This window comes from Methylobacterium sp. XJLW (assembly GCF_003254375.1).
In the GTDB taxonomy this organism is placed as follows: domain Bacteria; phylum Pseudomonadota; class Alphaproteobacteria; order Rhizobiales; family Beijerinckiaceae; genus Methylobacterium; species Methylobacterium fujisawaense.
In genome coordinates this window covers 5781845-5803522 of sequence record NZ_CP016429.1, presented here as the reverse complement: position 1 = coordinate 5803522, position 21678 = coordinate 5781845, and the positions used below count along the sequence as shown (strand labels likewise).

At 71.9% G+C, this 21678-nt stretch carries 23 protein-coding genes and 1 pseudogene; 9 read left to right on the top strand and 15 right to left on the bottom strand.

The window, feature by feature from the left end:
* Positions 1-52 precede the first annotated feature (52 nt).
* Positions 53-1588, top strand: a complete 1536-nt coding sequence (locus A3862_RS26725; protein ID WP_043755987.1) for a cation:proton antiporter — start codon at positions 53-55, stop codon at positions 1586-1588.
* Positions 1589-1600: 12 nt separating this feature from the next.
* Here the strand turns inward: A3862_RS26725 and gshB are convergent, their stop codons facing one another.
* Complete coding sequence (gene gshB, locus A3862_RS26720) at positions 1601-2557, bottom strand: glutathione synthase (RefSeq protein ID WP_043349733.1); 957 nt, start codon at positions 2555-2557, stop codon at positions 1601-1603.
* Between the two features lie 49 nt (positions 2558-2606).
* Positions 2607-2900, bottom strand: coding sequence for a hypothetical protein (locus A3862_RS26715; protein ID WP_043349730.1), 294 nt, complete (start codon positions 2898-2900; stop codon positions 2607-2609).
* Between the two features lie 441 nt (positions 2901-3341).
* On the opposite strand from A3862_RS26715, the gene A3862_RS26710 reads away from it, so the two are divergent.
* The gene (locus A3862_RS26710) at positions 3342-3554 is read left to right on the top strand and encodes a hypothetical protein (protein WP_043349728.1); all 213 of its coding nucleotides are present in this window, start codon (positions 3342-3344) and stop codon (positions 3552-3554) included.
* A 53-nt stretch (positions 3555-3607) separates the two neighbouring features.
* A complete protein-coding gene (locus tag A3862_RS26705; protein ID WP_236961549.1) occupies positions 3608-4438 on the top strand; it encodes a hypothetical protein in 831 nt (276 codons plus the stop codon).
* Positions 4439-4681: 243 nt separating this feature from the next.
* On the opposite strand, the gene A3862_RS26700 is transcribed toward A3862_RS26705, so the two are convergent.
* Genes A3862_RS26700 through A3862_RS26690 form a run of 3 tightly spaced genes read right to left on the bottom strand, consistent with a single transcriptional unit; the run spans position 4682 to position 8317 of the window.
* Complete coding sequence (locus A3862_RS26700; protein ID WP_043388791.1) at positions 4682-5341, bottom strand: DUF1254 domain-containing protein; 660 nt, start codon at positions 5339-5341, stop codon at positions 4682-4684.
* Complete coding sequence (locus tag A3862_RS26695) at positions 5329-6012, bottom strand: DUF1214 domain-containing protein (RefSeq protein ID WP_043388792.1); 684 nt, start codon at positions 6010-6012, stop codon at positions 5329-5331. Before A3862_RS26695 ends, A3862_RS26700 begins: the two co-directional genes overlap by 13 nt.
* A gap of 4 nt (positions 6013-6016) precedes the next feature.
* Complete coding sequence (locus tag A3862_RS26690; protein WP_043755990.1) at positions 6017-8317, bottom strand: transglycosylase domain-containing protein; 2301 nt, start codon at positions 8315-8317, stop codon at positions 6017-6019.
* A 293-nt stretch (positions 8318-8610) separates the two neighbouring features.
* On the opposite strand from A3862_RS26690, the gene A3862_RS26685 reads away from it, so the two are divergent.
* A complete protein-coding gene (locus A3862_RS26685) occupies positions 8611-9102 on the top strand; it encodes a YcgN family cysteine cluster protein (RefSeq protein WP_043388797.1) in 492 nt (163 codons plus the stop codon).
* Between the two features lie 78 nt (positions 9103-9180).
* Here the strand turns inward: A3862_RS26685 and A3862_RS26680 are convergent, their stop codons facing one another.
* The 6 genes from A3862_RS26680 to A3862_RS26655 all read right to left on the bottom strand — a co-directional run bounded on the left by A3862_RS26680 (position 9181) and on the right by A3862_RS26655 (position 13291).
* Positions 9181-9870: an NrsF family protein gene (locus tag A3862_RS26680; protein WP_052083551.1), complete on the bottom strand. Its 690-nt coding sequence runs from the start codon at positions 9868-9870 to the stop codon at positions 9181-9183.
* Positions 9870-10427 carry a sigma-70 family RNA polymerase sigma factor gene (locus A3862_RS26675; RefSeq protein WP_043349707.1) on the bottom strand — a complete coding sequence of 186 codons (558 nt, stop codon included), beginning with the start codon at positions 10425-10427 and terminating at the stop codon, positions 9870-9872. The genes A3862_RS26680 and A3862_RS26675 overlap by 1 nt, the downstream gene beginning before the upstream one ends.
* 110 nt (positions 10428-10537) lie before the next feature.
* A complete protein-coding gene (locus A3862_RS26670) occupies positions 10538-11281 on the bottom strand; it encodes a DUF1223 domain-containing protein (protein WP_043755992.1) in 744 nt (247 codons plus the stop codon).
* Between the two features lie 70 nt (positions 11282-11351).
* On the bottom strand, positions 11352-12140 hold the full coding sequence (locus A3862_RS26665) for a creatininase family protein (RefSeq protein WP_043755993.1): 789 nt from the start codon (positions 12138-12140) through the stop codon (positions 11352-11354).
* Between the two features lie 123 nt (positions 12141-12263).
* Entirely contained in the window at positions 12264-12797 is a 534-nt protein-coding gene (locus A3862_RS26660) for a protein phosphatase CheZ (protein WP_051044744.1), read from the bottom strand.
* Between the two features lie 110 nt (positions 12798-12907).
* Positions 12908-13291: a response regulator gene (locus A3862_RS26655; RefSeq protein WP_012317888.1), complete on the bottom strand. Its 384-nt coding sequence runs from the start codon at positions 13289-13291 to the stop codon at positions 12908-12910.
* A gap of 297 nt (positions 13292-13588) precedes the next feature.
* Here A3862_RS26655 and A3862_RS26650 point away from each other — a divergent pair, with 297 nt between their 5' ends.
* Entirely contained in the window at positions 13589-14575 is a 987-nt protein-coding gene (locus A3862_RS26650; protein ID WP_043755995.1) for a bifunctional riboflavin kinase/FAD synthetase, read from the top strand.
* A 62-nt stretch (positions 14576-14637) separates the two neighbouring features.
* Positions 14638-14856: a DUF2093 domain-containing protein gene (locus A3862_RS26645; protein ID WP_043349698.1), complete on the top strand. Its 219-nt coding sequence runs from the start codon at positions 14638-14640 to the stop codon at positions 14854-14856.
* A gap of 3 nt (positions 14857-14859) precedes the next feature.
* On the opposite strand, the gene lpxK is transcribed toward A3862_RS26645, so the two are convergent.
* Genes lpxK through A3862_RS26630 form a run of 3 tightly spaced genes read right to left on the bottom strand, consistent with a single transcriptional unit; the run spans position 14860 to position 17953 of the window.
* Complete coding sequence (gene lpxK, locus A3862_RS26640; protein WP_043755998.1) at positions 14860-15840, bottom strand: tetraacyldisaccharide 4'-kinase; 981 nt, start codon at positions 15838-15840, stop codon at positions 14860-14862.
* Positions 15840-17171, bottom strand: a complete 1332-nt coding sequence (locus A3862_RS26635; RefSeq protein WP_043756001.1) for a 3-deoxy-D-manno-octulosonic acid transferase — start codon at positions 17169-17171, stop codon at positions 15840-15842. Before A3862_RS26635 ends, lpxK begins: the two co-directional genes overlap by 1 nt.
* Positions 17168-17953 carry a lysophospholipid acyltransferase family protein gene (locus A3862_RS26630; RefSeq protein WP_043349693.1) on the bottom strand — a complete coding sequence of 262 codons (786 nt, stop codon included), beginning with the start codon at positions 17951-17953 and terminating at the stop codon, positions 17168-17170. Before A3862_RS26630 ends, A3862_RS26635 begins: the two co-directional genes overlap by 4 nt.
* Positions 17954-18232: 279 nt before the next feature.
* Between A3862_RS26630 and A3862_RS26625 the strand changes: the two are divergent.
* Together A3862_RS26625 and A3862_RS26620 are read left to right on the top strand one after the other, a co-directional pair.
* Positions 18233-18736, top strand: a pseudogene (locus A3862_RS26625) (VIT1/CCC1 transporter family protein); the annotation flags it as partial.
* A 64-nt stretch (positions 18737-18800) separates the two neighbouring features.
* On the top strand, positions 18801-19739 hold the full coding sequence (locus A3862_RS26620) for a metallophosphoesterase family protein (protein WP_043388809.1): 939 nt from the start codon (positions 18801-18803) through the stop codon (positions 19737-19739).
* Positions 19740-19794: 55 nt separating this feature from the next.
* On the opposite strand, the gene A3862_RS31690 is transcribed toward A3862_RS26620, so the two are convergent.
* Positions 19795-19956, bottom strand: coding sequence for a hypothetical protein (locus tag A3862_RS31690; RefSeq protein ID WP_164706402.1), 162 nt, complete (start codon positions 19954-19956; stop codon positions 19795-19797).
* Between the two features lie 320 nt (positions 19957-20276).
* Here A3862_RS31690 and A3862_RS26615 point away from each other — a divergent pair, with 320 nt between their 5' ends.
* Positions 20277-21671, top strand: coding sequence for an amidase family protein (locus tag A3862_RS26615; RefSeq protein ID WP_043756004.1), 1395 nt, complete (start codon positions 20277-20279; stop codon positions 21669-21671).
* Positions 21672-21678 lie beyond the last annotated feature (7 nt).

The following is a 21678-nucleotide window of genomic DNA, read 5'->3' as shown; positions in this document are numbered from 1 at the left end:
CCTGCGACCGTGGGCCCCGGAACGGTCCCGGGGCTCCGCCTCTTTCAGCAGCATGTTAGTCTTCGAGTGGGTCGTCGGCGTCCTGTTCGGCGCCGTCCTCCTGGCCGGTGTCGCACGTCGGCTCGGGGCGCCATATCCGGCCTTCCTGGCGCTGGGCGGTGTCGGCCTCGCCTTCGTCCCCGGCGTCCCGAACCTGCGGCTCGATCCCGAACTGGCGCTCGCGCTGTTCCTGGCTCCGGTCCTGCTCGATGCCGGCTTCGACGCCTCCGTGCGGGATCTGAAGGAGAACTGGCGCGCGGTGGCCGGGCTCGCGGTCGGGGCGGTGGCGGTGACCACGCTCGCCGTCGCGGTCGTGGCGCGGCTCGTCGTCCCGGACATGCCGCTCTCCGCCTGCATCGTGCTCGGTGCCGTGGTCGCGCCGCCCGACGCCGTGGCGGCACTGGCGGTGCTCAAGCACGCGCCGATGCCGCACCGGCTCGCCACGATCCTGCGTGGCGAGAGCCTGCTCAACGACGCGGCCTCGCTGCTGATCTACCGGCTCGGCGTGACGGCCGCGATGGCCGGCACCTTCCACCCGGCGGAGGTGGCGCCGGCGTTCCTCCTGGGCGTCGTCGCGAGCCTCGTCGTCGGCCCCTGCCTCGGCCTGCTGTTCGTGGCCGTGACCCGGCGCGTGACCGACCCGGCGAGCGCGATCGTGATGCAATTCGTCGCCGCCTTCGGGATCTGGCTCGCCGCGGAGCGGCTCGAGCTGTCGGGGGTCCTGACCATCGTGACCTTCGCGGTGACGGTCGCCCGCCGGGCCCCCGGCGTCACCGCGCCCCGGGCCCGGGTGATCTCCTACGCCGTCTGGGATACGGCGGTGTTCGTGCTCAACGTCCTGGCCTTCGTGCTGATCGGCATCCAGATCGACCCGATCCAGGAGCGGCTGAGCGGCGCGGATGCGTGGCAGGCCCTGATCCTCGCGGGCGCGACCTTCGCCACCGTGGTGGTGACCCGCCTCGCCTGGGTCCTGCCGACCACTGGGATCCGCGAATTCGGCCTCCGCCAAGCCGGAGTTCCGGCGCGGCTGGGGCCGGGCATCGCCCTGTCCTGGGCGGGCATGCGCGGGATCGTCACCGTGGCGGCCGCCCTGGCGCTGCCTGCCCAGTTCCCGCACCGGGATCTCGTGGTCGTCGCCGCCTTCGTCACGGTGCTCGGAACCCTGATCGTTCAGGGCCTGACCCTGCGGCCGCTGCTCGCCCATCTGCGGCTCGAGGACGACGACCCCGTGGGGCGTGAGACGGGCCGGGCCCGGGCGGCGGCCTACAAGGCCGCCCTCGACAGCCTCGCGGATGCGGAGGACGCGCCGGCGACCGACGCGCTGCGCGCCGAGTTCCGCGCAGCCCTCGCGGAGGCGGAGGCGCACGACGAGGGCCTGGCGCCGGAGAGCCTGCCGGCGGACGCCGCCCGGCGCCAAGCCGTCGAGGCCGCCCGCGACGCGGTGCTCGCCCTGCGCCGCCAGGGCCGGATCGGCGACGACGCCTATTTCCTGCTGGAGGAGGAGTTCGACTGGGCCGAACTCAGCGCGACGCCGCGCGCGGAGACCTGAGACCGCGCGCCGTCACACGCCCTTGCGTGCCGCGATCCGGGCCTCGATCGCATCCCAGACGGCGACGGACAGGTCGGGGCCCCCGAGCCGCTGTATCGCCCGGATGCCGGTGGGCGAGGTGACGTTGATCTCGGTGAGGTGCCCGTCGATCACGTCGATCCCCACCAGGATCAGGCCCCGCCGCGCCAGCTCGGGCCCGATCGTGGCGCAGATCTCGCGCTCGCGGTCGGTCAGCTCGGAGGCGGAGGCGGCCCCGCCGCGGACCATGTTGGAGCGGATGTCGTTGGCCGCCGGGACGCGGTTGACCGCGCCCATGGGGACGCCGTCGACCAGGATGATGCGCTTGTCGCCCTCCGTGACCCGGTCGAGGTAACGCTGCACCACCCAGGCCTCCCGGAAGGTCGTGGCGAACAGGTCGAACATCGAGCCGAAATTCGGATCCTTCTCGGTGACCTTGAACACGGCCGCGCCGCCATGCCCGTGCAGCGGCTTCATCGCCACCGTCCCGTGCTCCAGCCGGAAGGCCTCGATCTCCGCCTTGTCGCGGCTGATCAGGGTCGGCGGCATCAACTCGGGAAAATCGAGGACGAACAGCTTCTCGGGCGCGTTGCGCACCTCGAAGGGATCGTTGACCACGAGGGTCTCCGGATGGATCCGCTCGAGCATGTGGGTGGCCGTGATGTAGGCCATGTCGAAGGGCGGATCCTGGCGCATCAGCACCACGTCCGCCTCGGCCAGGTCGAGCCGCTCCGGTGGCGCCAGAGTGTAATGCGCGCCTTCGACGTCCTGTACGGTCAGACGTTCGACCCGCGCGGTGACGCGCCGGCCCTGCATCGAGAGCCGGTCCGGCGTGTAGTAGACGAGCGTATGCCCCCGCCGCTGGGCCTCCAGCAGCAGGGCAAAGGTCGTGTCACCCGCGATCCGGATATTCTGGATCGGGTCCATCTGAACCGCGACGGTCAGGCTCATACCAAACGCCCCTCGCCAACGGCGGACATCACAACCGGATGCGGCAATCTCAATCGTCGGACAGAGACTTGCTGCCCGTGCGCTTGTCGTAGTCGCCGATCGCCGACCGGCATTCGGGAGACAGGCGCTTGCGGTTGCGCATCATGCAGCGATCCGCGTCCTGGCTGTTCGGGTCGACGCCCGCGCAGAGGCGGAAATAGTCGTTCGCGCAGCCAAGCTGCAGGCCTTGGTCCTCGCGCTGGGCATAGGCGGGGCCAGCCGTCAGCGCGAACAGCGCCAGCGCCGCAGTAGCCAACCCGCGGCGGCGGGCGGCGCGCAGGGATCGTTCCGGAACCAGTCGCATTCAGCGGTGTCCTCAATCTCGCTCGGGCGGAGAACCGACGCGGCGGTCCCGCAATCGCCCGCGTCCGGCATATCGGTCGGGCCGGGCGGTAGGCAAGCGTTGGAGGTCCCGAGGGGTTCCGCGCAGGAACGTCGCGACCACGCTTCGCCGCGGTGTGGCTCGCGGGTCGCACGGCGGCGGCGTCCGACAAGACACGACGGTCCACATAAGAAGGCCCCGTCCGGGATCGGACGGGGCCTCAAGTCGAAGGGAGGAAACGCCCGCCATGGGCACGGAAGGCCACGCAAGTCGCGCGCCAACTCCCATCAGAGCGCTCTTCGGGCGCCGATGCCTGGAAAGACTCCGTTAACCACGTCGTGCTGGATTGTTTCGGTAGCCCTTGCCGACGCCCTCCGAAGGGCCCGGGCCAGATGCTCGGACCGCCGACAGGAGCCGGAGACCATGACCCTTTTCAAGCCGCAGGAGACCGGCGAAATCCGCTCGTCGAAGTCGGCCGCCGATCTGTCCCGCAGAGTTGCGCCGGCCGCGTCCGCGGACCTGATTCCCTTTCCGGGCGCAGAGGCGCGTCGGAGTTCCCGCATTCCGCGCTCCGGCGAGCGGCGCGGCGAGATCCTCCTGTTCCTCGGCGTGCGCTACGAGCGCCTCGCGTCCTGAGGACGTCGCGGTCCATGTCACATCGGCCGCACGCCGCCACAGACGGTTCTCCCATGTCAGCCCCGGATCGCCGGCCGTTCGGCCGCGCCCGCCGAGCGATGCGCCTCGGCCCCGTCGGCGCTGCACTGGCCGTGCTCGCAGCCTGCACCCAGAGCGGCGATTTCGGCCGACCGCGTACGGGGGTCTGGAACGGGCTCATCGATACGACAGGCAGCTTCAGCACCCGAGACCGCGGGCGCCTGCTGCTCGAATCCGGCCTCACCGACGACGAGCAGGCCCTGCGCGACCGCGCATGGCGATTCGTCCAGCCCGCCAGCAGCTTCACCGCCTTTCAGGACGCGGTGCTCGGCCTCGCCAGCGCCCACGTGCTCCCGCCGACCTGGCGCTACGAGGAAGTCGGTTCCTATTACGAGGCCCTCACGGCGGAGCCGTCCCGCTCCCCGGTCTCCCGCTACCGGAAGCTCGGCGACGACGCCACGGCCGATGCCCGGCTGATCCCGATCTTCGTGGCGCTGGCCGCCCGCGTCATCGACGCCGATGCCGCGCGTCTGCGCAGCCTGCCCTTCGCCAAGACCCTCGACAACGCCGACGTGCTGGAGGCCGCCCAGCGGGTCGCCGAGAATCGCTGCCTGATCGCCTGGGTGCGCTTCGAGGCCGGCCTACGGCTCGCGCGCTACCGCTTCGCCCTGGAACACCTGTTCGCCGCGGCGCCGGCACCGGAATCGGTCTCGGCCGAGCGGTCCATCATGATGCTGGCCGCCCGCCGCAACTTGCTCGACCCGCTCCTCCCGCCGGATGCCGCGGCCCGCTGCGGCCTCGGACCGGCTCCGCTGCCGCCCCCGGTGCCGGTCGCGCAGGCGGAGCCGCTGGTGGTCAAGTATTGAACGACCGAGACTGCGGTCGCGCCCCATCCTGACGACGACAGCGCCCGTGCCGCCGCGACATCGGCCGCGTGGCCGACGTGCAGGCCCGCGCGTGTCCGGATCGTGGGTCAGGGAGAGGGGCAGGTCCATCCGGCCGATCGCCTAGTGCTGGAGACGCGGACGATCCGCGGATCTTCGAACGGACGAAGGTGGCTGAGGGCCGCCGCACGTCGATCGACGCAGCCAGCCCGTTCGACGGTCCCGCTAGCGTCCCGTCCCCTTGCCGGGCCCATCCTTGCCGGGCGCGTCCTTGCCGGGCGCGTCCTTGCCCGTCGGCGCATCGTCCGTCGACGTGTCGGTGGTGCAGGAGACGGCCTGGACCGCGGCATTCGCGGCGGGACGCTGGCTCGGGAGACCGGCGATCACCCGCACCACCACGAAGCCGCGCGTGTCGGGCGCCACGATGCGCACGTCGCGGCTCGGATCGTTCTCGTCGTCGTCCGCAAGCGCCTCGTCGTACTGAGCGCGGGTCAGGATGACGAGGTCGAGGGCGCCACGGACCGCGGCCTGGTCGGTCACCGCGTAGAAGGCCCCGCGGCGGGCATGCGCGGCGAGCGACAGGGACAGGGGACCGGTGCGGGCGGAGACGCGCATGGGCCCGTCCGCGAGGTTGTAGGCGCAGACGCCCACCGCCACCGCCGGATCCGGGATCGGCAGCCATGCCTCGGGCGGGGAGGGGTCGTCACCGGTGGCAACTGTGTAGATCGACTGCGGATGGTCCAGGTTCTCGCTGGTGCGGGCGCGCGAGACGGCGTCGGCTTCCGAGAGGGCAGGGATCGCCAGGACCGCCGCGATGTGGACGATCCCGGCGAGCACGAGGCCGATCAGCGTGGCGTAGACGAAGCGCAGGCTCACGAGGCGCATCCGAGGCGAGTGACGGCCGGCACGGAACTCCGGTCGAGGGACCCGACGCTGGCGGCCACCGGCGTATCGTAGAGGCGCAGCGCCAGCCGGACCGGACCGGTCGCCCGCGGGCTCGGGAGCCAGTTCCCGGGCTGCACATCCGGCGCGAGCACGATCGAGAACCACCCGTCGGGCGCGCGCAGCACTTCGGTGGAGGTGAAGCCCTCGCGCAGGGGCGCACGGCCGGGATCGCGCGGGCCGCGGCCGGCCACCGTGATCGTCCAGGCGCGGGCGGGCGGCGTCGCGCCGCCGATCCGGTAGGTGCAGGTGGCGTCGAGCGCCTGTCCGGCATCGTCGACCGCCGCCGTCAGGAGCAGGCCCTCACCGACCGCCAGAGGGATCTCTCCCCGGCGGGCATTGACGGCGCGGGTGTAAGGATCCGCATTCGCCGCGCCGGCCCGCGGCCAAGCGGTCCAGGCACCGACCTGAACGCCCCCGAACGGATAGCCGCCGCTCGTCGCCCAGTCGGCGCTGGCGAGGCCCAGGAGGGCGCCCAGCGCCAGGGCGTAGACGGCAAGGCCGGCGATCGAAGTCTTGCGCCACAGCCGTCGGACGAACCGGACCGCGCGGCTGCGCGGGGCGCCGGCGGACATGGAGACGCGGCCGAACGCGTCGGGAATCGTGAGCTTCATGCGCTCACCGAACCTCGGTGAAGCCGCCGACCGGGCGGCTGCCCTCGGCAAGTTCGCGCAGCTGGCCGGACGGCGGCACCGCGGCCCGGTCGCCGGGCTTCCTGCCGGTCTTCCGCGCGTCTCCGGTTCCGGAGGGTGCGTCCGGAGCCGGTTCTGCGGGGGCGCGCTCGACCGTGCGGAACAGGCCGTTCAGGCCGCTGATCACCTCGAAGGAGCGGCGCGAGAGCTTGCCGTAGGCGCTGGCATTGGGGTCGATCGGGGCGGTCGGGCCCCCGGAAGCCTGCTGCTGGGCGGCGCGCGGGCTGTCCTTCAGGCCGGGCAGACCCTTGATCTCGATGCCCTGATGGGCCGGCTCCATGATGTCGTGCCAGGTCTGCGCCGGGAGCGAGCCGCCGGTCAGCTTGTTGGTGGAGGTGTGATCGTCGTTCCCGAACCAGACGGCGCCGACGTAATTGCCCGTGTAGCCGACGAACCACGCGTCCCGGTAGGCGTTCGTGGTGCCCGACTTGCCGGCCACCTTCACGCCCTCGAGCTGCGCCCGCTTGCCTGTGCCCTCCTCGACCACCTTGTTCAGCATGAAGTTCATATCGGCCACGACCTGCGGCGAGAGCACCCGCTCGGGCGCCTCGTCGGCGTGGCGGTAGATCACCTCGCCGGACGAGTTCTTCACCTCGATGGCCGCGTAGGGCTTGGCGCGGAAACCGCCGTTGGCGAAGACCGCATAGCCCGCCGCTTGGTCGATCACCGTCACCTCGTCCGAGCCGATCGGCATCGACACCGTGTCGATCAGGTTCGAGGTGATGCCCATCTTGTGGGCAAGTTCGGTGATCTTTGCGCGGCCCGCCTTGGCGGCCCGGGCCTCGTGACTGATGCCCATGGCCTTGCCGAGGGAAATCGAGATCTTGATCGGGATCGTGTTGATCGACTTCGCCACCGCGAGCCACATCGGCACCCGGCCGGCATAGGAGCGGCCGTAATTCTGCGGGCACCAGTTGCCGATGCAGACGGGACTGTCGACCACCGTCGTGTCGGGCTTGAACAGGCCGGAGGCGAGCGCGGCCGAATAGACGTAGGGCTTGAACGACGAGCCGGGCTGGCGCAGGGCGTCGGTGGCGCGGTTGAACTGGCTCTCGCCGTAATCGGCGCCCCCCACCATGGCGCGCAGCGCCCCGTCCGGGTCGAGGATCACCATCGCGGCCTCGTCGACGTCGTAGGCGTCGCCGGACTTGCGCAGGATGTCGGCCACGACCTCGTCGGCCCGCTTCTGGATGGCAAGGTCGAGGGGCGTCTTCACGGTCAGCACACGATCGCTGCGCAGCTTGCCCGCGTCGGCCATGGCCTTGATCTCGCCGAAGGCCCAATCGAGGTAATAGTCGGCGGTGATGTCGCGGGTGCGGGTCACCGGGGTCGCCGGGTTGCGGAGCGCCGTCTGGATCTGGCCCTCGGTGACGAAGCCCGCCTCCACCATATTGTGCAGCACGTCCGCCGCCCGGGCGCGCGCCGCCGGCAGGTTGACGTGCGGGGCGTACTTGGTGGGCGCCTTGAACAGGCCCGCCAGCATGGCGGCCTCGGCGAGGCTGATGTCCTTGAGCGGCTTGCCGAAATAATAGTCCGCCGCCGCCACGGCGCCGAAGGTGCCGCCGCCCATATAGGCGCGATCGAGGTAGAGCTTCAGGATCTCGTTCTTGGTGAGGTGGCTCTCCAGCCACAGGGCCAGGAACGCCTCGTTGATCTTGCGCTCCAGGGAGCGCTCGTTCGTCAGGAACAGGTTCTTGGCGAGCTGCTGGGTGATCGAGGAGCCGCCCTGCGTGCCGCCGCCGCCGCGCGAGTTGTTGACCAGCGCCCGGAGGGTGCCGATCGGGTCGATGCCCCAATGCTCGTAGAAGCGCCGGTCCTCCGTGGAGACCAGCGCCTTGATCATGATGTCGGGAAAGTCATCGAGCTTGAGCGAATCGTCATGCTTGATGCCGCGGCGGCCGACCTCGGTGCCGTAGCGGTCGAGGAAGGTGACGGCGAGGTCCTGCTGCTTGAGCCAGTTCTCGCTCGTCAGCTGGAAGGCGGGCTGAGCCAGGGCGAGCATCAGGACAGCGCCCCCGGTCCCGATGGTGACGCCCTCGCTCGTCAGGTCGAGGGCGACGCGCTTCCAGCCGCGCACGGCGAACCGGCTCATGACGCGCTGGAAGCGCTCGTAGGCTTCGCCCGTGGACTGGCCGCCATCGTACAGGCTGGCATTGACCCAGGCATCGAAGGCGAGCGCGGCGCGTTCCAGGCGGACCTTGATCTCGGTGAGCGTCGGCAGGCGCACGATGTCGAACCCGGCTTGTCGAGCGCCTCTGCGGCGGATCCTGGCGGCGGATGGTCGAGGGCCCGCGCCGCGGACACGAACCCTGCGCCTGCGCCACCGCACGGCATCCGAGGTCCATAGCAGGATCCGGAACCGTCGGCGAGGCTCTGCGCAGTCTCGCGAATCGCCGCGGACGAGCTTGGGCGTAACGCACGACGGTGCGATCCGGTCGCATGGAGGTCGTCGGCGGCCACGCTTGCAGCGGTGCCCGGGCTCGGGCAGAGAGGCGGCTTCCCATCCGAGAGACTTTCCCGATGCCCAAGCCCGAGGCGCCGCGCCGCGGGGCGGTCGAGCCGTTCTGGCGGACCAAGACGCTCGAAGCCATGACCCCGTCCGAGTGGGAGAGCCTGTGCGACGGCTGCGGCCGGTGCTGCCTGATGAAGCTCGAGGACGAGGATACCGGCGAGGTCCATCACACCGATATCGGCTGCACGTTGCTCGACGGCCTCACCTGCCGGTGCCGCGACTACGCGCGGCGCCAGAAGCGGGTGCCCGACTGCGTGCGCCTGACGCCGGAAGCGGTGCGGTCGATCGCCTGGCTGCCGCCGACCTGCGCGTACCGGCTCGTGCGCGACGGGCAGCCGCTCTACCCGTGGCATCCCCTGATCTCCGGCCGGGCCGCGAGCGTGCACGAGGCGGGCATCTCGGTCCGCGGCCGGCTCGCCGGCAACGAGGAGGAATTCTCCGAGGACGAGTTGCCGGACCGGATCGTGGACTGGCCGGGCCTCGATCCCAGCGCCGCCTGAGGCCAGCGCGCCGGACGCCGGCGCCCGCAGACCGGCTCACGCCGCATGGTCGCGGCCCGGCGCCTCGACCGGTACGCCCTAGCCGGCCCCGGAGTGCCGGCCGAGCAGCCGGCCGCCCGCCAGGCCGTTCGCCGCGATGACGATGGTCACCGCCGCCGCGTGGAACAGGAGATCCGTGGCGGTGGCGTCGTGCGGATGGACGGGCATGAGCAGCGCCGCCGCCGCCGCCGCCACCGCCAGCCCCCCGAGGGCGGCGGTGAGGTTCGGCCGCAGCGGGCAGGCGCGCCGCAGCATCACGACGATCAGCACCGACAAGGGCACCGAGACGCAGATCAGGAAGCTGAAGCAGCCCGTGATCGTGTGCTCGCCGGGCACGTCGGCCCCCGGCGCGATCCAGTCGCGCAGGCAGCCCAGCCCGCTCGCGCCGACCCAGAGGGCGAGGGGCGGAAGCGGCAAAAGCGCCCAGCGGCTGGACCGTCCCGGCACGCTCGTGGCGAAGGCCGCGAAGGCGGCCGTGATCGCCGTCAGCACGGCGCCGACCGCCGCGAGGGCCAGATCCGGCACATGCATGCGCAGCATGAAGCCGCCGGTTCCGATCCAGGCCGCGAGGACGACGCCGACCACCAGCGTCACGCCGAGCCAGAGCGCCGCGCGGGCCTCCGGGGTCGGCAGCGGTCGCACGGGTTCGAGGCCGCCTGCGAGTTCCTCGACGAGTCGGTCGTAACGGGACAGGTCCCCGCCGGCCCGATTGCTCCCCTCTCCGGGCATCACTCCCGCTCCTGCGTCAGACTGGCCCGGAGCGCCTTCAGCGCCCGGTGCAGGTTCACCTTGAGGGCTCCCTTGCTGCGACCGGTGAGGGCCGCGGTCTCGTCGAGCGACAGCTCGCGCAGGCCCAGGTGCTCCACGGCCTGCCGCTGGCCGTCGGGCAGGGCGGCCACCGCCCTGGCCAGGGCGGCCGCCCGATCCCGCGCCTCCAGCCCATGGCCGGGGATCGGGCCCGGATCGACCTCGGCCTCGTAGGCCAGGGGGTCGTTGACCTCCCGCGGGCGCCGCCCGGCGCGGCGCAGCCGGTCGATCGCCCGCCGCTGGGTGATGGCGCGCAGCCAGGGCAGGAAGGGACGGGCCGGATCGTAGCTCGCCCGGGCCCGGTGGACGGTCATCAGCGCGTCCTGCACGACATCGTCCACCGCCTCGCCGCGCACGCCCTGTGCCCGGGCGATCGCCGAGACCACGGGCAGACACGCCTTCAACAGCGAGCGGTAGGCGGCCGCGTCGCCGCCCTGCGCCGCCGCCATCAGGGTCGCCAGTTCCTCTTCGAGCGCCATCCGGGCTCCGCCGTCGTTCCGCCCCCCGGCCCGCGTCGTGTCTACCCCGCGGTGGGATCCCGACGCCAGCGCCCAACCGCGCGCGGGCATCCCGCCCGAAACGGCGAGCATCATCGTACGGCCTCCCGTCCCGTCCCGGCGGGGGCCGCGGCGAGTCGCGCCGCGCCGAGGATGCGCCCGTCATCGGTCTGAAGCAGCAGGGCCGCCGTCTCGCCCTCCGGGCGGGTCGCCGTGAAGGTCGCGGCGGTACCGGACCAGCGCCCGAGATCCTGCAGCGAGCGGACGACGTTGGCCTGCTCGAGGGTCCGCCCGGCATTCTCGCCGCGCAGCACCCGCGTGGTGTGGCTCGGATCGTATCCGATCAGCAGGACGCGGCCGGAGGCCCCTCCGGCGTCGGGCGCGGGCCCGATCTGCGCGACGACGCGCCCGCCGTCGCGGGCCAGGGTCGCCGGGATGCCGGGGCCGGCCTCCCGGGCGCGGGCGATGGCAGCGCGCAGCCCGACCTCGTCGGAGCCGACGAGCCCGGTCTGTCCGTCGATCACGGCCTGCGGCGTGTAGGCGGGTCCGCCGAGGCGGGCCGCGTAGGATTCCTGGCGTGCGGTGGCGGCCGGCAGGGCGTAGGGGTCGCGCCAGTTCAGGTGGTTCCAATAGGTGACGTGGAACGCGAGCGGCAGGACGTCGCCCTGCGCACCCGCCGGCTCATGGGCGAGGCGGCCGATCAGCGCCTCCGCGGGCGGGCAGGAGGAGCAGCTCTGCGAGGTGAACAATTCGACGACGACGGGGCGCGCCGCCGCCTCGGCCGAAGGGAGGACGGCACACGACAGGACGGCGGCGATCAAGAGGGCAGGGCGCATGGCCGGAACTCCCGCACGCCGGCGGTTCGGACCCGGCGTACCGGCTCCTTCGGCGCTGCCGCGGCGGCGGTTACACGTCCGGGTCGAGTTCGAAAGCGTCGACGTCGCGCAGGAGGGCGAGGAAGGCCCGGGCGCCGTAGTCCAGCGCCGCACGACCCGCCTCGGCGGTTCCAAGACGCGCATCGCCCATGGCGCCCGAAGGATGGAGGTCGCCGGCCTTCCACGCGAAGGCGGCGGGGCGGCCGGCACGCAGGTGAGTGAAGTCGCGGACCATCGCCCGCGTCCGCGGCGGGAAGTCGGCGATCCGGTCGGCCCGGACGAGGTCAGGCCGCAGGGCCAGCATCAGCGCCGTCTCGATCCCACCGGCATGGATGCCGTGGGCGATCTCGTCGGCGGGGAACAGGCCCTCGGGATAGCCGAGTCGCGCCCAGGACGTCGTGACCGCCACCATGCGGAACCGGGCGCGCAACTCGCCCGCCACGAGATCGATGAGCCCGCTGTTGCCGCCGTGACTCGTGACAAACACCAGCTTTCGGCAGCCGGCGCGGTGGACGGCCGCGCCGATTCCCGTCCAGGCGGCGAGCGCCGTCCCGGTGTCCAGGGAGAGCGTACCCGGGAAGGAATCGTGCTCGTCCGACTTCCCCACCGGCTGGACTGGCAGCAGCAGCACGTCGAGATCGGGCGGCGCGTGGTCGCGCACCCGGGCGAGGTAGCCCTCGGCGATGAGGGTGTCGGTGGCGAGCGGCAGGTGCGGGCCGTGTTGCTCGATGGCGGCCACCGGCAGCACCGCGATCGCCCGCCCCATATCGCGACGCGCCAAGTCTTCGGTGGTCAATTCGGACCAGAACCGCGCCGTCATTCCTGCCGAGGCCTCTTTCCGGCGCCGCCGGGCGGCGGCGGGTTCGGGAGGCGATCTAACCGGCAGGCCGCCGCCGAGTCGACTATCGGGCCGGCGGTCGACGCCTCGCCGGCAAGGTTCGCCTCAGGCGAACAGCGCGTCGATGTCGTCCTGGGAGGGCGTGGCGTCCACAGCCTGCGGACCGTTCAGCAAGAGATCCTCCGCCCGGGCCCGCCGGGCGCGCTCGGCGGGATCCATGGAGGACGCGTCGCGGGCCTTCACGGCCCCCACGAACCGCGCCAGGCGCTGCTCGAACAGGCGCAGCGATTCGACCACCTTGGCGATCCGCTGGCCGGTGATGTCCTGGAACGCGCACGCTTCGAAGATCGTGTTGATGCGCTCCTCGACGGCCTCGCGGTAACCCGGTCCGTCGGGCAGGCCGAGCATCGCCTCGGCGGCCTCCATGATCGTGTTGGTGGCGCCTGCCGTCGCCGCGACAACGCTGCCGAGTTCCTCGTGCGCCATGGGGATGCGGTCACGGCTCATCTCGTTCGCGCGCAGCGCCCCGATCTCCTCACGGAGATGGGCGATGTAATCCGCGATCTCGATCAGCTCGGCGATCACGGTCTGCGGTTCACGAAACCGCAGATCGGCCTGCCGTGAGGCGGCTGACGACATGCTCTTCTCCTCGGATCTGTGGCCGTCCTGACCGGCCACGCCACGTCTCGGCGCCCGGCGGCGCAGGAGCGAACCGCCCGGACGGCGAGGGGACGAAGAAGGGGAGCCGGTCAGCTTCCGCAGACCGCCTCGATCTTCGACTTCAGCGTGGCCGCGTTGAAGGGCTTGACGATGTAATTGTTCACGCCGGCCTTCTTGGCCGCGATCACGTTCTCGGTCTTCGATTCGGCCGTCACCATGATGAACGGCGTCGTCCGAAGATTTTCGTCGGCGCGCACGTGCCGCAGCAGCTCGTAGCCCGTCATCGGCTCCATGTTCCAGTCGGAGATGACGAGCCCGTACTTGCGGCCCTTCAGTCGCGCCAGCGCCTCGGTCCCATCGGACGCGTCATCAACCTCTTCGAAGCCGAGCTGCTTCAGTAGATTGCGAATAATGCGGACCATCGTCTGGTAATCGTCGACAACGAGGATCGGCATGCTCAGGTCGAGAGCCATCGAACAACTGCTCCGTATTGCCCGGCGGGAAGCCGCGGCGGCTCCCGGATAGATTAACGCTTCGCTAACGCTGCGTTTTAGCTGCGCTGCACAGCATTGAAAATAGGGCACGCGCATTGCGAAGCGGTTAATCGGGACGGCCGGGGCGAGGCCGCGCGCCCCGAGGGCAGCCCGGCGCCCTCGGAATGCCTCGCTTGACCCTCCGGGCGCCTTTGGGCAGGGTCCGGCCGCGTCGGGCCCCTCGCGGACATGTCAGGCGATCCCATCCGACCCTTCCGAGCATTCGACCCCGAACCGATGGCCCCAGGCGACGACACGGCCGCGCGGCCCTTCACGATCTGCCGCGCCGATGCGCCCGTCCCACCCGCCCTGGCCGGGGCCGTGGCGGCGATCGGCAATTTCGATGGCGTCCATCTCGGTCATCGGGTGCTCGTCGAGGGCGTGCGCGCCGAGGCCCGTGCGGCCGGCCGACCGGCCGTGATCCTGACCTTCGAGCCGCATCCGCGGGCCTATTTCACGCCCGATGCGCCGATGTTCCGGCTGACCGGCCTCGCCGCCAAGGAGATCGTGTTCGCGCATCTGGGCCTCGACGGCCTGATCGTGCGCCGCTTCGACGGGGCTCTGGCTGCCACGGGCGCCCGTGCCTTCGTGCTCGACTTCCTGAAGGGGGCGCTCGGCCTGTCCGGCGTTGTCGTCGGGCACGATTTCCATTTCGGCCGCGGCCGCGAGGGTACCCCCGCGATCCTCGCCGAACTCTGCCGTGAGGCCGGGATGCGCTGCCGGATCGTGGCGCCGGTCGCCCTCGGCGGCGAGACCGAGCCGGTCTCGTCGAGCGCGATCCGCGCCGCCCTCGCGGCCGGCGACATCGTCCGCGCCAACGCGCTTCTCGGCTATCGCTGGTTCGTCCTCGGCGCGGTGCGCCACGGCGACAAGCGCGGGCGGCAGCTCGGCTTTCCCACCGCCAACATGATGCTGCCCGATTGCGGGCTGGCACACGGCATCTACGCGGTGCGGGTCCGCCTGGCGTCGGGGGACTTCCGCGACGGCGTGGCGAGCTACGGGCGCCGTCCGACCTTCGATGACGGCGCGCCGCTGCTGGAGACTTATCTCTTCAATTTCTCCGACGATCTCTACGGGCAGGACATCGCCGTGGAGTTCGTCGGACACATTCGCGGCGAGGAGCGGTTCGCCAGCGCCGACGCGCTGGTCGAACGCATGCATGTCGATGCGGCGATGGCGCGGGCCCTGCTGGCGCGCGATGAAACCCCGTCGATGCTGACCTGAACCTCGCGGGCATCGCGGGGCGTGCAGATCGTGTAGAAGGCGCCATCGAGCAGGAGGCGGACGTGCTGGGTCGTTACGAGCGCGCGAACAACGGCGAAGCGGTCGTCGAATACGGCGACGGCACCATGCGGGTGGTCAAGCCCGGCAGCTTCGTGCGCTGCGCGGTGACCGGCGAGCCGATCCCGCTCGACGGGCTGCGCTACTGGAGCGCCGCCCGCCAGGAGGCCTATGCCTCCCCCGAGGCGATTCTGCAGCGGCTCAAGGAAACCGGCCGTCCCTGAGGGTCACGGCGCGCGGAGCGCGTCGCGGATCTGCCGGCGCAGGGCGTCCGCGTCGTCGAGCACGAGGCGGACGCGCAGGACGCGCACGTCTGCCGAGAAGGCCGGCGGCAGGCGCACGGCGTCCTTCTCGGTGGTAACGAGGTCTGCGCCGAGGCGCCGGGCCGACTCGGCCAGGGCAGCCAGTTCTCCCGGCCGGTAGGGATGATGATCCGGGAACGGACGCGTCCCGGCGATCACCGCGCCCGCCGTCGCCAGGGTCGCGAAGAACTTTTCGGGGCGGCCGATGCCCGCGAAGGCGAGGCAGCGCCGGCCCGCCAGATCATCCGCCTCCCGCACGAGTCGCGCCCGGTGGACGGGCAGGCCGCGCCGCTCGGCCGCCCGGGCGACCGCGTCGCCCCCGGCACCGTCACCGATCACGATCAGCCCGCCGACATGCGGCCATTGCCGGGCGAGGGGCGCGCGCAGCGGCCCCGCCGGGAACGGCAATCCGTTGCCGAGGCCGGCGGGGCCGTCGACCACCGCGAAGCTGAGATCCTTGACGAGGCTCGGATTCTGCAGGCCGTCATCCATGACGATGACGTCGGCGCCAAGCTGCCGGCAGAGGGCGGCGCCCGCCGGCCGGTCCCGGGAGACGATCGCGGGCGCCCTGCGGGCGAGGAGCAGCGGCTCGTCGCCGACCTCCGCGGCGGCGTGGCGGTCGGGATCGACCCGTACCGGGCCCGCGTTCCGGCCCCCGTAGCCGCGGGACAGGAAGGCCGGCCTGCGGCCGAGCTCGGCGAGGAGGGCCGCGACCGCCAGGGCGGCCGGCGTCTTGCCGGCACCGCCGAGGGTGAAATTGCCCAGGCACAGGACCGGGCAGCCGGCCGGCGCGCCGGGACGATCCATACGCCGGGCCACCAATGCCCCGTAGAGCGCCGCGAACGGGGCGAGGCCGCGCGCGGCCGGGTGATCCGGCCCCGCCGTCCAGAAGGCCGGGGGCCGCATCAGGCCCGCACGAGCGGTCGCGCGCGGCTACCCCGGTCGAGGCGCTGGAGCTTCATCTGCGCCACGAAGGGATCGAGCACGGCGAGCGTGCGCGCCACCGCCCCCTCGAAGGGCTCCAGGGCACGCTGCCCCTCACGGGCCATGTCGGCGAGCCGGCTCCGATCGCCGAGGAGCTCCGCGGCGATCGCCGCCAGTTCGACGCCGTCGCGCACGGGCAGGGCGCCCCCGGCCCGGTCGAGGGCCTGATAGACCACGCTGAAATTCTCGATGTGGGGCCCGTGCAGCACCGCAGAGCCGAGGCGCAGCGGCTCGATCGGGTTCTGTCCGCCCCGCGGCACCAGGGAACCGCCGAGAAACACCAGGGGACTCAGGCGGTAGAACAGGCCCAGCTCACCGATCGTATCCGCGACGTAGACCTCGATGGACGGGTGAGGCCGCCCGCCGGTGGAGCGCCGGGCGCTGCGCAGGCCGACGGCGTCGGCGCACGCCACCACCTCGCCCCCCCGGGCCGGATGGCGCGGGGCGATGATGGTCAGGAGCTGGGGGAACTGCACCTTCAGCATCGCGTGCGCATAGGCGACCATGGTCTCCTCGCCGGCATGCGTGCTCGCGGCGACCCAAACCGGCCGGCCGGCCATCATGGCCCCGAGATAGGCAAGCTGCTGCGCGTCGGCCGGGGGCACCGACGCGTCGAACTTCAGATTCCCCGCGATGCTCACCCGCGGCGCCCCGAGCTTGGCGAAGCGCTCGCCGTCCTCCTGGGTCTGCGCGAGGCAGATCGCGATCCGCGTCAGCAGAGCCTTGGCGGTGCGCGGGCAGCGCCCCCAGCCTCGGAACGAGCGCTCCGACATGCGGCCGTTGACCAGGATCAGCGGGATCTCGCGCTCATCCAGCGCCAGGATCGTGTTCGGCCAGATCTCCGATTCGGCGATGACCGCGAGGTCCGGCTGCCAATGCTCCAGGAACCGTCCGATCCAGCGGGGCGCGTCGAGCGGCATGTACTGATGCACCGCGCCGGGCGGCAGCCGGACGCCGACGAGTTCGGCCGCCGCGCGTGTGCCCGTGGTCACGAGCACCGAGAAGCCGCGGGCGATCATGCCCTCGACGAGCCCGATCAGCGACAGGGCTTCGCCGACGCTCGCGCCGTGCATCCAGGCCAGCGGCCCGACCGGCCGGGCCCGCCCCGGCAGACCGCGCCGCTCCGGAAGCCGACGCGGATCCTCCTTGCCGCGCTGCGCACGCCACGCGAGCAGGCCGGTCAGCGCCGGCTCGCCGATGCGCAGGCCGGCCCGGTAGGCCTGCAGCGGCAGGGTGACGGAGGGACGCCTCACGCGAGGTCTCCCACCGGCGCGTCTCGGAGCTCGGGAAGCGGGTCGCGGTAGAGCGCCGCCCGGTCGGCGCGCCCGACGAGCGCGTAGGCGCGGGCATGCACCCGATTCATCTCGGCCTCGACGAAGCGGCGCAGCGTCTCGAACGCCTCGCCGTCGCTGTCCCGCGGAACATAGATCGGGTCGCCCAGCACGATCGCGCCGCGGCCGAAGGGCAGGCCCAGGCAGGCCCGGTCCCACGAGTTGAAGCGCAGATGCCGGCTCGTCACCACGGCCGCCGGGACGATCGGCCGCCCGGAGAAGCGCGCCAGGGTCAGGATCCCGGCATCGCACCGGCGCGAGACCTTGGGAACGTCGGCGCTGAAGGCTACCGATTCGCCGCCCTTCAGGGCCCGCAGCATGGCCCGCAATCCTTCGGCTCCGCCCTTGGCGCGCAGATCGGTGGCGCGGCTGCGGCCGCGGGCGCCGGAGGCCCGCATCACACGGACGCCGAAGCGTTCCAGCGCGATGGTGTTGATGTTCCCATCCGGATTCCGCGAGATGATCGTGGCCACGCGGTCGCCCGGGCGACGCATGAGCGGCATCATGATGTGCTGGCCGTGCCACATGCCGATGATCAGCGGCTTGCGCGCGTCGATCCAGCCGTCCGCGGCCCCCGGGGACCCATCGCCCGCATGGATCTCGAAGCGGTTGGTGAGTCGCACGAGCCGCAGATAGCCGGCCGCGAAACGGCCGAGGAGGCCCTGCACGGACGGATGGCGGATGAAACGCTTGCCGAGGTTCATGTCACGCGTGGGGCGGCTGGACGGCCGCCCGATCAGTTCCGGATCGAATTCGACCGGGCATGGTCTAGCCCCCGCCCCCGAGACGAGACAATCGGCCCCGCCCACAACCACACGTTTGAGCCACCGGTGTCGACCGGCCTGCCGGCGTCGCGGATGCTCCCGCGGAGCGGCGAAAACACGGCAAGCACCCTTGTTTGGATTAATTCCAGACTGTAGATTGGAATTGATCCAAACAAGGAGATTCGCATGGCCGCCGCCCTCGAAAGTGCCGTCGCATTGGACGCGGAAGCGCGCCGCGCCTTCGTTTTGCGCTACGTGCAGCCCGGCCTTGCGGGCCTGATCGACGGCTCGGTCTCGACCCTCGCGCCGATCTTCGCGGCGGCTTTCGCCACGGGGCATAACGGCGCGACCTTCCTGGTGGGGCTCGCGGCGTCGGTCGGGGCCGGCATCAGCATGGGCTTCACCGAGGCGCTCTCGGACGACGGCCAGGTCACGGGCCGCGGCGACCCCTGGCTGCGCGGCTTGGTCTGCGGCGCCATGACCACGCTGGGCGGCCTCGGCCACACGCTGCCCTACGCGATTCCCGACACGCTCCCGCCCGGCTGGCCGAACCCGTTCGTGCTCGCCACGAGCCTCGCCGTCCTGGTCGTGGTGGTGGAACTCGCGGTCATCGCGGCGATCCGCACGCGCTTCATGGCGACGCCCTTCTGGCGCGCGGCCCTGCAGGTCATGCTCGGCGGGGCGCTGGTGCTGGTGGTCGGGATGCTGATCGGAAGCGCTTGACGCGAGGCGCCGCGCCCGCGATGCGGGGCGCCTTCCGTCCCCGTGTCGAGGGTGACCACCGGCGTTGACCTTCCGCCTCGCCCATCTCAGCGATCCGCATGTCGGCCCCCTCGGCCGGGTGCGTCTCCACCAGCTCATCGGCAAGCGCGCCACCGGCTACGCCAATTGGCGACGCGGGCGCTCGCGCAGCCACGACATGACCGTGCTGGAGGCGCTGGTCACCGATCTGAAGGCGCAGGGCGCCGGACACATCGCCTGTACGGGCGACCTGTGCAACATCGGCCTGCCGAGCGAATGGGAGACGGCCCGCACCTTCCTGGAGGCACTGGGCTCGCCCGAAGCGGTCAGCTTCGTGCCGGGCAACCACGATGCCTATGTCCGCGGCTCCCTCGAAGGCCTGCTCGCCGCCTGCGGCCGTTACACGGGCGACGATTCCGGCTCGTGGGGCCGCTTTCCCTACCTGCGGCGGCGTGGGCCCCTGGCGCTGGTCGGCCTGTCCAGCGCGATTCCGACCAAACCCTTCGTGGCGACGGGCCGCCTCGGTGCGCCGCAGCTGGCCGCGGCCGAAGCCCTGCTCCGCGCCCTGGCCACGGAGCCGGGGCGCCCGTTCCGCGTGGTGATGATCCACCATCCGCCGCAGCCCGGGGGCGCCTCGCCCGGCCGCGAGCTGAAGGATGCCGCAGCGTTCACCGCGATGATCGCACGGGCCGGGGCGGACCTGATCCTGCACGGTCACAATCACGTCACCAGCGCCGCCCGGATCCCGGGGCCGGACGGCCGGGCCGTCCCGGTGGTGGGTGCCCCCTCCGCATCGGCGCGCCCGCACGGACACGGGGCGATGGCGTCGCGCCGGGCCTCCTACCTGCTGTTCGAGATCGACCGGTCGGACCAGAGAGTCTCGGTCACGGCCCGGCGACGGGGCCTCGATGCGTCAGGCGCCATCAGCGATCTCGGCGCCCTGGACCTCGACGGGTCGGACCTCGACGCGTCAAACCTCGCCTGACGAGCCGGGCCGGCCGGCCCGTGAGGGGGGCGCCGGCCCGGGATCGGGATGCGGGTCAGATGCCGACGACTGCCAAGTCGGTGCGCTGCTGTCGGCTGAGGCTCGCTTCGTAGCGCTCGGCCTGGAGGCGGGTAAGACCGCAGATCAACGCGAGTGTCCCGCGATACACAGTGTAGGTGCCGTCGTGTGTCGGCCTGACGCGAATCACCTCTGCCATGGAAGCCTGCCTTCTGCTGGAGGTTGCCTGCCCTCGTCTAAGAAAGTCGTTCCTTCTCGCTGAATTGGCCGGTCGAACGCGCGAACGGGGGGGAGGTTATCAGTCGTTCCAAAGGTAGCAAGAGCCGCCTACGTCGGAATGCTTAGGTCTTTTCTGCTGCATTGCGGCAAAGCCTTGCCGGCGTTGGCGATCCACGGAAGCGGAAAAAAGCGGCCGTCGGCTTGCATATTGAATATGCTGCGCGGGCCGGCCGGGAGCCGCTCGGGCGGTGCGAATCGTAGGATGGACCCCGCCCGTCCGGGCGCGCGAAAGGAACCCCCATGCAGCTCTGGCGTCTGACGGCGACCGACCTCGCGGCCCTGATCCGCACCGGCCAAGTTTCGGCCCGGGAGGTCGCGCGGGACGCCCTCGACCGGCTCGAGACGGTCAATGGGCGGATCAACGCCGTGGTCGAGCACCGCCCGGAGGATGTGCTGGCGCAGGCCGACACGGTGGACGCCGCCCGGGCTCGGGGTGAGGCGCCCGGCCCGCTCGCGGGTGTCCCGGTCACCATCAAGGTCAACGCCGACCAGCAGGGCTTCGCGACGACGAACGGGCTGCGTCTCCAGCGCGACCTCGTGGCGACGGACGACAATCCCGTGGTCGCCAATTTTCGCCGGGCCGGCGCGGTGCTGCTCGGTCGGACCAACACGCCCGCCTTCTCGCTGCGCTGGTTCACCACCAACCAGCTCCACGGCGACACCAAGAATCCGCGCGATCCGGCTCTGACGCCCGGCGGCTCGTCCGGAGGCGCGGGCGCGGCTGTGGCGGCCGGGATCGGCGCGATCGCCCACGGCACCGACATTGCCGGATCGGTGCGCTATCCAGCCTATGCCTGCGGCGTGCACGGGCTGCGTCCGAGCCTGGGCCGGATCCCCGCCTGGAATCCGTCCTCGCCCGAGCGCGGGATCGGTCCCCAACTCATGGCGGTCTCGGGGCCGCTCGCCCGCAGCATCGCGGATCTTCGCCTCGGCCTCGAAGTCATGGCGGCCCCGGATCCGCGCGATCCATGGTGGGTGCCGGCGCCGCTGGAAGGGCCGTCCGTGCCACGCCAGGTCGCCCTGTGCGTGCGGCCTGGGGGCCTCGCCACTGCCCCGGAGGTCGAAGCCGCCCTGCGCGAGGCCGCGCGCCGCCTGGCCGAGGCCGGATGGACGGTCACGGAGATTGCCGACACCCCGCCGATCCGGGAAGCCAGCGAACTCCAGCTCCAGCTCTGGCTCGGTGACGGCTACGCGGCGGTCCGGGCTGCGGCGGAGCGGGAAGGGGATCCGGCGGCCATCGGGCTCCTGGAGAGCTTCCGGTCGCGGGCCGAGGCGATGGCGCCCGACGCCATCGCCCGGGCGCTCACCCGGCGCGCGACGCTGGCACGGGAATGGTCGCTGTTCCTTGCCGAGAACCCTGTGCTTCTGGTCCCGGTCTCGGGCGAGCTGCCCTTCCCCGACGGGCTCGACCGCACCGGGGATGCCGGCGTCGCCCGGGCCTTCGAGGCGAACCTGCTGCAGGTGGGACTGGCACCGATCGGGGTCCCGGCGCTCACCGTGACGACCGGCCTCGTCGGACGGACCCCTGTCGGGGTGCAACTGGTCGCCGCCCGCTTCCGGGAAGACCTATGCCTCGCGGCCGGCGCGGCGATCGAGGCCGGAGGCGTGCCGGAGATGCCGGTCGACCCGGTCTGACGCCGGG